Origin of the sequence: Dyella terrae (genome assembly GCF_004322705.1) — a bacterium.
Classification (GTDB): domain Bacteria; phylum Pseudomonadota; class Gammaproteobacteria; order Xanthomonadales; family Rhodanobacteraceae; genus Dyella_D; species Dyella_D terrae.
In genome coordinates, this window is record NZ_SIZZ01000001.1 from 344,091 (window position 1) to 356,321 (window position 12,231).

At 64.8% G+C, this 12,231-nt stretch carries 12 protein-coding genes; 5 read left to right on the plus strand and 7 right to left on the minus strand.

Translation table 11 applies throughout. The annotated features are described in order from the left end of the window. Positions 1 to 15: 15 nt before the first annotated feature. Together EYV96_RS01705 and EYV96_RS01710 are read left to right on the plus strand one after the other, a co-directional pair. Positions 16 to 282 (plus strand): metal/formaldehyde-sensitive transcriptional repressor, encoded by a 267-nt coding sequence (locus EYV96_RS01705; protein WP_131149795.1) that lies wholly within the window; start codon positions 16 to 18, stop codon positions 280 to 282. Between the two features lie 88 nt (positions 283 to 370). After that, a complete protein-coding gene (locus EYV96_RS01710; RefSeq protein WP_131149796.1) occupies positions 371 to 781 on the plus strand; it encodes a hypothetical protein in 411 nt (136 codons plus the stop codon). A gap of 55 nt (positions 782 to 836) precedes the next feature. Here the strand turns inward: EYV96_RS01710 and EYV96_RS01715 are convergent, their stop codons facing one another. From EYV96_RS01715 to EYV96_RS01745, 7 genes are all read right to left on the minus strand, one after another. Beyond that, positions 837 to 1,568: a UDP-2,3-diacylglucosamine diphosphatase gene (locus tag EYV96_RS01715; protein WP_131149797.1), complete on the minus strand. Its 732-nt coding sequence runs from the start codon at positions 1,566 to 1,568 to the stop codon at positions 837 to 839. A 7-nt stretch (positions 1,569 to 1,575) separates the two neighbouring features. Further along, positions 1,576 to 2,292 (minus strand): peptidylprolyl isomerase, encoded by a 717-nt coding sequence (locus EYV96_RS01720; RefSeq protein WP_131149798.1) that lies wholly within the window; start codon positions 2,290 to 2,292, stop codon positions 1,576 to 1,578. Between the two features lie 87 nt (positions 2,293 to 2,379). Continuing rightward, the gene (locus EYV96_RS01725) at positions 2,380 to 3,897 is read right to left on the minus strand and encodes a Ppx/GppA phosphatase family protein (protein WP_131149799.1); all 1,518 of its coding nucleotides are present in this window, start codon (positions 3,895 to 3,897) and stop codon (positions 2,380 to 2,382) included. Between the two features lie 93 nt (positions 3,898 to 3,990). Then, positions 3,991 to 6,093: a polyphosphate kinase 1 gene (ppk1, locus tag EYV96_RS01730; protein WP_131149800.1), complete on the minus strand. Its 2,103-nt coding sequence runs from the start codon at positions 6,091 to 6,093 to the stop codon at positions 3,991 to 3,993. 231 nt (positions 6,094 to 6,324) lie between these two features. After that, on the minus strand, positions 6,325 to 7,587 hold the full coding sequence (gene phoR, locus EYV96_RS01735; RefSeq protein ID WP_131149801.1) for a phosphate regulon sensor histidine kinase PhoR: 1,263 nt from the start codon (positions 7,585 to 7,587) through the stop codon (positions 6,325 to 6,327). Between the two features lie 95 nt (positions 7,588 to 7,682). Beyond that, positions 7,683 to 8,372, minus strand: coding sequence for a phosphate regulon transcriptional regulator PhoB (gene phoB, locus EYV96_RS01740; RefSeq protein WP_131149802.1), 690 nt, complete (start codon positions 8,370 to 8,372; stop codon positions 7,683 to 7,685). A gap of 139 nt (positions 8,373 to 8,511) precedes the next feature. Beyond that, entirely contained in the window at positions 8,512 to 10,200 is a 1,689-nt protein-coding gene (locus tag EYV96_RS01745) for a M48 family metalloprotease (protein ID WP_131149803.1), read from the minus strand. A 125-nt stretch (positions 10,201 to 10,325) separates the two neighbouring features. Between EYV96_RS01745 and grxC the strand changes: the two genes are divergently transcribed. From grxC to EYV96_RS01760, 3 genes are all read left to right on the plus strand, one after another. Beyond that, positions 10,326 to 10,601: a glutaredoxin 3 gene (grxC, locus tag EYV96_RS01750; protein ID WP_131149804.1), complete on the plus strand. Its 276-nt coding sequence runs from the start codon at positions 10,326 to 10,328 to the stop codon at positions 10,599 to 10,601. Then, positions 10,598 to 10,993, plus strand: a complete 396-nt coding sequence (locus EYV96_RS01755; protein WP_131149805.1) for a carboxymuconolactone decarboxylase family protein — start codon at positions 10,598 to 10,600, stop codon at positions 10,991 to 10,993. The genes grxC and EYV96_RS01755 overlap by 4 nt, the downstream gene beginning before the upstream one ends. A gap of 219 nt (positions 10,994 to 11,212) precedes the next feature. Further along, positions 11,213 to 12,226 (plus strand): isocitrate dehydrogenase, encoded by a 1,014-nt coding sequence (locus EYV96_RS01760; RefSeq protein ID WP_131149806.1) that lies wholly within the window; start codon positions 11,213 to 11,215, stop codon positions 12,224 to 12,226. Positions 12,227 to 12,231: the final 5 nt, after the last annotated feature.

The following is a 12,231-nucleotide window of genomic DNA, read 5'->3' on the forward strand; positions in this document are numbered from 1 at the left end:
AGTCTGGAGATGGCGATGTCGCACACGACGCAGAACAAAAAGGCGCTGATCACGCGCGTCCGCCGTATCGGCGGACAAGTGGCGTCGCTTGAACGTGCCTTGCAGAGTGATGCCGATTGCGACAGCGTGCTGCAGCAGGCCGCGTCGATACGGGGCGCCGTTCAGGGGCTAATGAGCCTGCTGCTCGAGGACCACCTGCGAGAGCACGTGGCGGGCAGCCATCCCGATGCACTCAAAGAGCTGGAGCCTGTGATGGCCATACTGCGGAGTTATCTGCGCTGATCGGGGAGCGCCGCATCACCTGCGGCGGGCTCAATTTCTTGCGATGCCGGCCGATATCCCATCGGAGAATGGATTTCCGAGGCTCCCCATGCAGTTGGCAGGCATCACCGGTTCCAGCGGCGTCGCGCATATCAATAGCAGCTTGGCCAGCGATGGCAACGCTACTCCATCGGAGCCAGCGCAGAATCTGCGCAGCGCTACGCAAACGGAGCAGGGCTCCAAGGCTTCGTCGACGGGCAGCTCGGTGGACGGCCCCATTGAAATGCTCAAGAAGTCGATCGAGCGCTTACAAAAGCAACTGGCTGAACTCCAGCGTCAGTTGGCCCATGCTGTCCAAACGCATCGAAAGGACGAGGGTCCCGATGCCACCGTCATGGCGCTTCAGTCGCAGATTGCCTCGGTAACTGCGGCGCTGCAGAAAGCGGTGGCCGCGCTGGCGGAGCTGATGATGAGCGCGGGAAGCCAGGCGAGCGGTGCGCTGGTGAATACGAGCGCTTGAGCCGTCAGGAGGGCGTGGCGTGTCGGGCCGGCGTGGTAACTTCCGGCGAAATCGCTCAGGTACTGCTGTTGAATCCACGCAGGTTCACGCCTTCAGGCGAGACGCGCAAGACCGAGCCGTGGTCGTACCAGTCGCCCAGCACGATGCGCTGAGCTGATTGACCGCCAAGATCGAAGTCATGAATCGCCGGGCGATGCGTGTGACCGTGGATCAGCCGGCTAACCCCGGCTTTGTTCATGGCTTCTGCCACCGCGTCGGCGTTCACGTCCATGATGGTTTCCATGGTGCTGCCGGTATGCGCCTTGCTGTCGGCACGCGCCTTGGCGGCGAAGGCGCGACGGGCTTCCAGCGGCATCGCCATGATCTGCGCTTTCCATTCCGGCGTGCGAACCTGCTTGCGCACCGCCTGGTAGGCCAGATCATCCGTGCACAGCACGTCGCCGTGCATCAGTAACGTGGGTTGACCGTATAGCTTGTGGACGGTGCCGTCCTCCAGCAGATCGAAGCCGGCGCGGCGGGCAAAATCCTCGCCGAGCAGAAAGTCGCGGTTGCCGACCATGAAATACACCGGCACGCCCGCATCGCGCAGTGCATGCGTGGCGATGGCAATGCGTTCCGGCAGGGACGCGTCATCGTCATCGCCGATCCAGGCTTCGACAAGGTCGCCAAGGATGTATACAGCGTCGGCCGAGCGCGCTTCGTCACTGGCGAGATAAGCCTCGAACAGCTCGGTGATCTGCGGGCGGCTCGCGTCCAGGTGCAAGTCGGCAATGAAAAGCGTGTGCATGGATGGATCAGGCCTTCGCGTTTTTCTTGTCGGCCTTGGCCGGCGCTGCAGGTGCCTTGGCGGGCTCGGCAGCGGGTGTCTTGGCCGGTTCCGGCGTCGGAGCATTGGCCGGCTCTTCGCCAACGACGTTCGCGCCACTGATGATCACCAGCGGGTTTGGCACGTCATTGGCGAACGGACCCAGGGCGCGCGTGGGCAACTGGGCGATCTTGTCGACGATGTCCATGCCCTTGATGACCTTGCCGAATACGGCAAAACCCCAGGTCAGCGTGCTCTGGTTGCCGGCGTAGTCGAGGCGACGGTTGTCGACCAGGTTGATGAAAAACTGCGACGTGCCCGAGTTCGGATCGCCTCCACGTGCGACAGCGATGGTGCCCCGCAGATTGGACAGGCCATTGTCTGCTTCGCTGGGAATGGCCGAGCGCGTGCGTTTGGGCTGCAGGTCGCGCGTGTACAGGCCACCCTGGATCATGTAGCCGGAAATGGTGCGATGGATGACCGTGCCGCCGTAGTAGCCATCACGCACGTACTGCAGGAAATTCGCCACGCTCTTGGGCGCCTTGTCCGGATACAGCTCCAGCGTTATGTCGCCCATCGAGGTGTGGACCACCACTTGCGGATGGGGCTGGGCGGCCGGTGCGGGCGTGGTTGCCGGCTTGGCGGCCTGCGCCAACACGGCGAAGGGCAGCAGGAGGAGAAAGGCGGAGAGCAGGATTCGTTGCATGACAGTGTGGGCCGCGGCGCGCATCGGGCCATGATACGCAAAGCGGGTGAGGCTGCGCTTAAAGTGCTGCAGGTCGCTGCGCATGGTTCAAGCCGCCAGGATTTCGAGAACGAGGCCCAGTTCGGCCATCGGGCCTTGTTCCTGCTCCAGGTCCGCTTCGCTCAGCGGATGCTGGTCCAGCCACTGCGACGGGACGCTCAGACGCAGACGCTGGGCGGTCGCGGCCAGTTGCATCTGGGGCAGCGACTCGGGACGACGGGCGCGGCGGAACAGGACGGCCAGTCGGAGCAGGGCCGTGATCTGGCGTGCCAGCACGCGATAACGCTGCGGAAGGGCCGAGAACAGCGAGCGGTCGGGCTTGCGGCGGTGGGACTCCACGATGGCCGCCAGGAACTGCTGCTCCTGGCGGGAGAAGCCCGCGATATCGGCATGCCGCAGGATATAGGCGCCGTGGTGATGGTGCTGGCTGTGCGCGATGGCCAGGCCGATCTCGTGCACGCGAGCCGCCCAGGACAGCCACTCGCGATCTTCCGCGTCCAGCTTCCATGCCTTGGCGACCTGGTCGAACAACATCAGGGCCGTGGATTCCACGCGGCGGGCCTGCGCCCGGTCCACGCCGTAGCGGTTGGCCATGGCGTCGATGCTAGCGGTGCGCGGATCGGTGCCTCCGGCACGGCCGAGCAGGTCCCACAGGAGGCCTTCACGCATCGAGCTTTCGCATACGCGCATGCGCTCGATGCCGAGGGCCTCGAAGGCCGCTTCGAAGATAACGACCCCTCCTGCAATCACCGGGGCGCGGTCTTCGGTCAGTCCGGGCAGCTTGATCGCGCTGATCTGGCCCTGGTCAATCAGCGCATCGCGCAACGAGGCCAGGGAGGATGGCGTGACACCATCGTCGGAAAACTTCATCGCCTGGACCACCGCCCCGATCGACTTGGCGGTGCCCGACGAGCCGAAGGCCTCGACCCAGCCTGCCTCGCGGTAATCCTCCGCGAACTGCTGCAGCAACACGCCGATCTCGCTGCGCGCGCGCTGCCAGCGCTTGCGATTGAGCTTGCCGCCAGGGAAGAAGCGCAGGGTCGAGGCGATGCAGCCGGCCTGCACGCTTTCTGTGTGCAGGGGCGCCAGGCCGCGACCGATGATGAACTCCGTACTGCCGCCGCCCACGTCGATCACCATGCGGTTTTCGCGCGAGGAGGGCAGGTCGTGCGAGGCCCCAAGGAAGATGAGGCGGCCCTCTTCGCGACCTGACACGATTTCCACAGGGTGGCCCAGTGCGGCCTCCGCGGCGGTCAGAAAGGACTGCGGCGACGCCAGGCGACGCACCGTATTGGTGGCGACCGCGCGCACGCGGATGGAGGGCAGGCCGGCAATGCGCTGGCCGAAGCGGGCCAGGCAATTGAGTGCGCGGGCGCGGTGCTCAGCGTCCAGCGTGCCATCGGCGCGCAGGCCAGCGGCCATGCGCACCGTATCGCGCAAACGGTCAATGACGCGCGGCTCCCCGTGTTCCACCCGAGCGACGACCATGTGGTAGCTGTTGGATCCCATGTCCACGGCGGCGATCAGTTCGCCGTCCTTGATCTGGATCTGGTCGCCTAGGCTCATGCGGGGGTGGTTCCTTGCAGTTTGTCCGGGAATTCTCGCACGCACGGGTGTGAAAGCGGCATCCCCTCCAGGCTTAAACCGCAGTCCCGCCGGTCAGGCGGGCGTCGGGCACAGCTTGTCGAGCAGGAATTGCTGGGCCGTGTGGGGCGTCGCGTTGCCCGGATCGGCGCGCACGTAGCTGCCGTCGCTCTGCAGCAGCCACGCCTGCGTATTGTCGTCGAGGTAATTGGCCAGGGTCTCTTCGTACACCCTGGCCGCCAGCACCGGGTCAAGGATCGGGAAGGCGACTTCGATGCGGCGCATGAGGTTGCGCTCCATCCAGTCGGCGCTGGCGCAGTAGATTTCAGGCGTGCCGTCGTTGGCGAACCAGTAGACACGGCTGTGTTCCAGAAAGCGTCCGACGATCGAACGCACGCGAATGCGCTCGGAAATCCCCGGGATACCCGGACGCAAGGTGCAGGCACCGCGCACGATCAGGTCGATTTCGACGCCAGCCTGCGACGCGCGATAAAGCGCTTCGATCACATGGGCTTCGTTCAGCGCATTGAGCTTCGCCACGATGCGCGCGGGTTTGCCGGCCAGCGCGTTGGCCGTCTCGCGATCGATCTTGGCCATCACGCTCTTGTAAAGCGTGAAAGGCGAATGCAGCAGGCGCTTGAGCTCGATCATCGGGCCGAGACCCGAGAGCTGCTGGAAAACCTTGTGCAGGTCGTCGCCGATCTCCGCGTCGGACGTCATCAGGCCGATGTCGGTGTAGGCGCGACTGTTGGCCTGGTGGTAATTGCCCGTCGAGAGGTGCACGTAGCGGCGGAGCACGTCGTCTTCGCGGCGCACGATCAGCAGCATCTTGGCGTGCGTCTTGAAGCCGACGACACCGTAGACGACCTGCACGCCCGCTTCCTGCAATCGCGTCGCCAGGCGAATATTGGCCTCTTCGTCGAAGCGCGCGCGCAGTTCGATGACGACCGTGACGTCCTTGCCGTTGCGCGCCGCCTCGACCAGCAGGTCGACCAGCGGCGTGTCCGCGCCGGCGCGGTACAGCGTCTGCTTGATCGCCAGTACGGCAGGGTCCTGCGCCGCCTGGCGCAGCAGGTCAACCACGGTGGCGAAGGATTCGTACGGGTGATGCAGCAACACGTCGCGGTCGCGCAGCACCTCGAACTTGCACTTGCTGGCGTCGAAGGCCTTGGGCAGCTGTGGCGTGAAGCGGGGGAACTTGAGGTCCGGGCGATCCAGGCCGTCGTACACCGTGCCGGCGCGGATGATGTTGACCGGGCCATCGCAGCGGTAGACGTCGCTTTCCTCGAGTTCGAAGTTGGTCATCAGCATCGAGGCGATCGACTTCGGACAGTCGTTGCCGATCTCCAGGCGTACCGGCCGCGCATAGCCGCGACCGAGCAGTTCCTCGCTCAACGCACGCGCGAGGTTTTCCATGCCCGCTTCCTCGACCATCAGCTCGCTGTTGCGCGTGACGCGGAACTGGTACGAGCCGGCCACCTTGAAGCCGGGGAACATCTGGTCGACGAAGCCCTGCAGGAGCTCGGCCAGGAAGACGTAATGCTCGCCCGGCTCGCAGACCTCGTCGGGCAGGCGGATGATGCGCGGCAGCGAGCGTGGCGCGCGAACCAGCGCCATGTGTCCCTCGCGACCGAACGCGTCGCGGCCCTTGAGCACCACGGCGAGATTGAGCGTCTTGTTGAGGATGCGTGGGAACGGATGCGCCGGGTCGAGGCCCAGCGGCGAAAGCACCGGCAGCACTTCGTTTTCGAAGTAACCCTGCAACCAGCGCTTCTGACGGTCGGTCCAGCGGTCGCGCGTCAGGAAGCGAATGCCTTCGGCATCCAGCGCCGGCCCCAGCTCGTTGCGCCAAGTTGCGTACTGCGCGGCCACCAGGGTTAACACCCGCTTGCGGATGCGGGTGAGCAACTCGCCCGAGGCGAGCCCGTCGGGGCCCGGGGCTGCCGAACCGAAGTGGTGGTGGTGCTTGAGCATCGCCACGCGGACTTCGAAGAACTCGTCGAGGTTGTTCGCCACGATGCTCAGGTAGCGCAGTCGCTCCAGCAGCGGCACGCGCACATCGCGCGCCTGGGCAAGCACGCGGAAATTGAATTCGAGCGCCGCCAGCTCGCGGCTCAGGAAAAGCTCGGGGGCAGCACGATCGATCAAGGCGGTAGGTGTGGCTGGTTTACGACGCATCCGGCCATTCTGGCCGAACGTGACGAGGAGTACATGCGGCAGTGCCGCGTAGTTGTGATGGCGCTCACTTTGTTCGCTGTGGGGCGCCCGCGGCGCGGGCTGTAAACGGTGAACAGTAAACAGGTGCAGAGCTTTCCCTCTCGGGCGGCTCTACGCATTTCTCCGTTTACTGTTGACCGTTTACAGCCCGCACCGCGGGCGAATTCACAGGCGCGCGCTAGCGGCCCGGCCTCACACCTCGTCCGTGCCGGGCTTGAGCAGACGTTCGTGCCCGAACAGGCAGGTGAACGTGGAGCCTTTGCCCGTCTCGCTCTGGATGTCCAGGCGGGCCTGGTGGAGGTTGAGGACGTGTTTGACGATCGACAGGCCCAGGCCCGTGCCACCGCTGTCGCGGGAACGGCTGGACGAGACGCGGTAGAAGCGTTCGGTCAGACGGGCCAGGTGCGTGGCGGGAATGCCAAAACCTGTATCGGTGACGGAGTAGGCGGCGCCTTCCGGCGTGCGGCGCCAGCGGATGACGATGCTGCCGCCGGTGGGCGTATAGCGCACGGCGTTGCTCACCAGGTTGGACAGCGCGCTGTGCAGATCCTTCGGCGAGCCGAGCAGGTCGGCGTCGGCAGTGGACTCCACGGCGATGTGGTGGCGTCCCTGGCTGAGTGCTTCGGCTTCCTTGCGGATCGTGGCGAGCAAAGGTGTCATCGGCACGCGTTCGTCGGTGACATGATCCTGGGTTTCCAGGCGCGACAGCGTCAGCAGGTCTTCGACGATCTGCCCCATGCGCTTGGACTGCGCACGCATTTCGCCAATCACCGGCGCGAGTTCCGGAATGTCTTCCGGGTCGATCAGTTCGAGATAGCCGTGGATCACCGTCAGCGGCGTGCGCAGTTCGTGCGACACGTTGGCGACGAAGTCGCGGCGGATCTGTTCGAGGCGCGTGAGGTGGCTGATATCGCGCGCCAGCAGCAGTCGCTGGCGACGACCGAAGGGCAGCAACGTTACATTGATGTGGCGATTGGGGTGACCCGGCGCCACGACATCGTTAAGCGGCTCATGCGCGCCGTCGCGCAGCCAGCCGGCCAGTTCCGTGGTGCCCAGGCGTTCTTCCAGGATTGCCCCGCGGTCCTGCGGTCGGCGCAGGCCGAGCAGATCTTCGGCGGCGTGGTTGAACCAGCGCACGTGTTGTTCGTTATCGAGGAGGACGACGGCATCTGGCAGGCTGCCGGCTGCACTGCGCAGATCGCGCAAACTGGAGGCGATTCGACGGGAACGCGTCATGAAACGGTCATGCTGGAGAGGGCTGATAGGGGGTGTTTGCGGCATCATGTGCCGCGTTTCATGACGAATCAGGGACAACAGCAAGACGGTTTCCACCACGCCGGCCACGGCGAGGCCCGTGGCGAGATCACCCGCCAGCCATCCGAGCAGCGCACCCAGCAGCAGGCCGGCCGCGGCGGCGGCCGTCAGTTTCCAGGTGCGGTCGAAAGGCTGTGGCATGGGGAATCAGCTCAAGAGCTTCCAAAGGGCAGGCAAGCATATCGGTTTCGCCCGACATGCCCGCAAGCCCCCGGTCCCGCGGGGCGCAACCCGCTTCAGATGCTGGCCGAAAAGCGATAGCCCGCGCCGCGCACGGTCTGCACCATGTCGTCGAGCTTCCACGGTTCGAGCGTCTTGCGCAGTCGGCGGATATGCACGTCGACCGTGCGTTCCTCCACGTACACGCTGCCGCCCCACACGTGGTCGAGCAGCTGTGCGCGCGAATAGACGCGTTCGGGATGGGTCATGAAGAAATAGAGTAGCCGGTACTCGGTCGGGCCAATCGGCACGGCATCGTCGCCCGCGAAGACGCGGTGCGCGGGGCCGTCGATGCGCAGGCCGCCGAGTTCGACGATGCCGGAGCCGTCGTCGCCCTGGCTGCGTCGCAGTACGGCTTTGATGCGGGCAACCAGCTCGCGGGTGGAGAACGGCTTGACCACGTAGTCGTCGACGCCGGCTTCGAGGCCATTGACGCGGTCCATTTCCTCGCCGCGCGCGGTGAGCATGATGATCGGGATTTCCCGGCTCAGCTCTTCCTTGCGCAGGCGGCGGGCCAGTTCGAGGCCGCTCGTGCCGGGCAGCATCCAGTCGAGCAGGATCAGGTCGGGCACCTGTTCCGCGATGGATAGCTGGGCGGCGCGCGCGTCGGCGGCGTGGGCCGCGTCCATGCCGGCTTTGCGCAGGGCAAAGGCGACCATGTCGCGGATCGATGCTTCGTCTTCGACGATCAGAATGCGCTTGTGCACGCGTATGGGTCCGCTGGGGGTAGGGGCCTGTGACGCAAATATTGCAGCGGGGTTATGTTACGCCGCGATGACATTTCACGGCGTTTGCGCAAATTGATCTGGAGACGGTGGCACCCGGAAGACCGGATTCGGGCGTCAATCAGCGTTGTCCGGCGCTGAAACACAGTCGCCCGGCGCAATTTTCCCCTTCCCGCTGAAGCTGTTGGGTGCGACCGTCCGGGTTGTCCTCCGTCTGCACCTTGCGCTTGCGCAGCTCCATCACCAGCGGGGTCAGGTCGCTGATGCGAGCCTGGATGCGGGCGCGGGCGTAGTAGTCCAGGTCCGGTCGCTTGAGCAGGCGCTTGAGCTGCTCCATGGCGTCGAAGGGCCGGCCGGACAGGTAGCTGGCATCGGCGTAGGCCTCGCCCGAACGAATGGCGTCACCCGCCTTCTCGGTGGCACGGGCAAAACTGCGGTAGAGCTCGGGCTCGTCGGAACTGTCGAGCATCGGGCGCAGCATGTCGGCGGCTTGCGTGGCCTCCGCCGTGCTGCCGTTGTCGGTCAGGGCCTTGGCGTAGCCCAGGGCGATGGCGCGGTTGCGGGGTGACTGCCGGTTGAGGTCGGCATAGATCACCAGCGCTTCGCCCCGGCGCCCGGCCTGGAGCTTTGCATCGGCCATGGCCAGCTGGATGATCTGGTTGTCCGGGTGGGCGGTCAAAAGGGGCTGGATCTGCTCCACGGCCTTGCCGCCATTGCCACTGCGCATCAGGGCCAGCGCGTAGCCATAGCGATTGGCCGGGGTATCGAACTCGCGCTGATGGTCGAAATTTGCAGCGTAGTACTTGGTCATCTGCAGCGCGTCGTCGGACAACACGCGGACGCGCTCACGCATCAGGGCGTAGCTGTCGAGCCCATCCTTGCCGCCACGGGTGGTGAGGGAAGTCGGGTCCTTGACGAAGGCGATGGGCGCCGTCGATTTCTCCCACTGCGCCTTTACCAGTGTGGAGGAGGTCGGGCGCTGCTTTTGTTCGGCGACGAGCGCCTGCGCGCGCGACTTCGCGTCGCTGATGCGCGAGAGGTTCACCGGGTGGGTCTGCAGCAGCTCCGGCACATCGCTGTCGCCACCGGCGCCCGCGCGCATGGTGTCCTGCATGCGTTCGAAGAATCCCGCCATGGCGTTAGGGTCGAAGCCAGCCTTGGCCAGCGTCTGGATGCCGACACGGTCTGCCTCGACTTCATCCTTGCGGGTGAAGTTGATCTGCCGCTGCATCATCAGGCCCTGGCCGCCCATCAGGACGGCACCGGCCGCATCGCCGGCATGCGCGCCCGCACCCGCGGCGATGGCGCCCAACAGCACCAGGGCCATCAGCGGAGCGTCTTTCTTGGACGACTCGAAGGCGCGCTGCAGGTGGTTCTGGGTGATATGGCCGATTTCATGCGCGATGACGCCGGCCAGTTCGCTTTCACTGTTGGTGATGTCGATCAGGCCGGAGTTGACCGCGATGTAACCGCCTGGCGCCGCGAAGGCATTGATCACCGAGTCCTTCACGATGAAGAACGAAAAGTGATCCTTGGGTTTGTCACTGGCCGCGACCAGGCGGTAGCCGAGGTCGTTGATGTAGTCGTCGAGCATGGCGTCATCGACCACCATGTCCAGGCCACGCATCTGTCTCAGCATGGCTGCGCCGTAGTCCTGGGCCTCCTGCGGCGACACCAGGGCATTGGCGGAGCTGCCCAGATCAGGCAGGCGGACGCCACCGTTGTCCTGCGCGCCCGCCGCGAAGGCCAGGCTGGCGCAAACCAGGGTGGTCAGGAGACGGCTTGGTAGGGTGCGTGGTGCCATGCGCATAGGTGGGAGACAATATCACTTGAGACCGCCAGTCATGGCGGCAGTTCAGTGTCAGCCGGGTTGCTTTCCCGGGGCTTGCCCCCACTTAGCTGACGTGTAAGGTAATCCCTCTACCGGAGTCCGTCGTGTCCAAGGCTGCACCCAAGATCGAGATCTATTCCACCGCCGTCTGCCCCTACTGCATTTCGGCCAAAAACCTGCTCAAGTCCAAGGGTCTGGAATGGCAGGAAGTGCGCATCGATACCGATCCGGCCCAGCGCGACGCCATGTTGACCCGCAGCGGCGGTCGCCGCACCGTGCCGCAGATCTTCATCAACGACCAGCATGTGGGTGGTTTCGACGATCTCGTCGCCGCCGATCGCAGCGGCAAGCTGGCCGATCTGCTTGAGGTGGCCGCATGAGCGGTGGCAGCGAGAAGGACCGCGTTGCCGAATTCACGGCATTCCGCAAGCGCATGAACGAACGGATCCTGGCCGAAGACAACCAGGTCGTCCGTCGCTTCTTCGCGCTGGATACCCAGACCTACAAGCCCGGCGCCCTGGATGTGAAGACCAAGGAGCTGCTGGGCCTGGTGGCCTCGATGGTGCTGCGTTGCGACGACTGCATCGCCTATCACGTTGCCCAGTGCAAGGAAGCCGGCGTCACCCGTGAAGAGTTCTTCGAAACCTTCAGCGTGGGCCTGGTGGTGGGTGGTTCGATCGTGATTCCGCATCTGCGTCGCGCCGTCGACTTCCTGGACCAGCTCGAATCCGGCACGGCTGACGACGCCGCCTGCTGCGACGACCACGCCTGAGCATGCGATCCCGAAGCCGCCGCCCGGCACCCGCCTGGCGGCGGCTTTGTCGTTTCCGGGCGGGCGGCGCGTGCGAGTTTATTCATCGCTCCATGCGAGGATTTGCATCGCCGGAAGCGGCCTCTTCACTGGCTGCGCATGGGGCCATCGGCGATAATTGAGGGGATTTGCAGCCTGCACATCCCTCGGCGGGCTGCCTGGATACCTAGGAGTTCCCCCATGAGCAAGACCATCGCCGTTATTCCTGGTGACGGCATCGGCCCGGAAATCATGAACGCCACCATCCGCGTGCTCGACGCGCTGGATTGCGGCCTGTCGTATGAGTTCGTCGATGCCGGCATGGTCGCGCTCGAGAAGCATGGCGACCTGCTGCCGGCCGCCACGCTGGAAACCATCGCCAGGCACAAGATCGCGCTGAAGGGTCCGCTGACCACGCCGATCGGCGGTGGCTTCACCTCGATCAACGTCACCCTGCGCCGCCACTTCGACCTGTACGCCAACGTGCGTCCGGCGATCAGCTTCCCGGGCACCAAGGCGCGATTCGACAACATCGACATCATCACCGTTCGCGAGAACACCGAAGGTGCCTACCTGTCCGAAGGCCAGACCCTCTCGGACGATGGCGAAGTCGCCACTTCGATCGTGCGCAACACCCGCAAGGGCAGCTCGCGCATCGTGCGCTATGCCTTCGAAATGGCCGTCAAGAAGGGCCGCAAGAAGGTCACTGCCGTGCACAAGGCGAACATCATGAAGACCAGTTCGGGCCTGTTCCTGAACGTGGCGCGTGAGATCGCCAAGGAATACCCGCAGATCGAATTCAACGAAATGATCGTGGACAACACCTGCATGCAGCTGGTGATGAAGCCCGAGCAGTTCGACGTGATCGTCACCACCAACTTGTTCGGCGACATCCTGTCGGATCTGTGCGCCGGCCTCGTCGGCGGCCTGGGTCTGGCTCCGGGCGATAACATCGGTACCGAAGCGGCCATCTTCGAGGCCGTGCACGGTTCGGCACCGGACATCGCTGGCAAGGGCATCGCCAATCCGTGCGCGCTGCTGCTGGCCGCTGCCGACATGCTCGATCACCTGGGCATGGTCGACAAGGGCAACAAGCTGCGTCAGGCCATTCGCGACACGATGGAAAACGACCGTGATGTAGTGACGCCGGACATCGGTGGCAAGGGCAGCACCGGTAGCTTCGGTGACGCGATCGTCAAGCGCGTCAAGGCCTGAGCCTC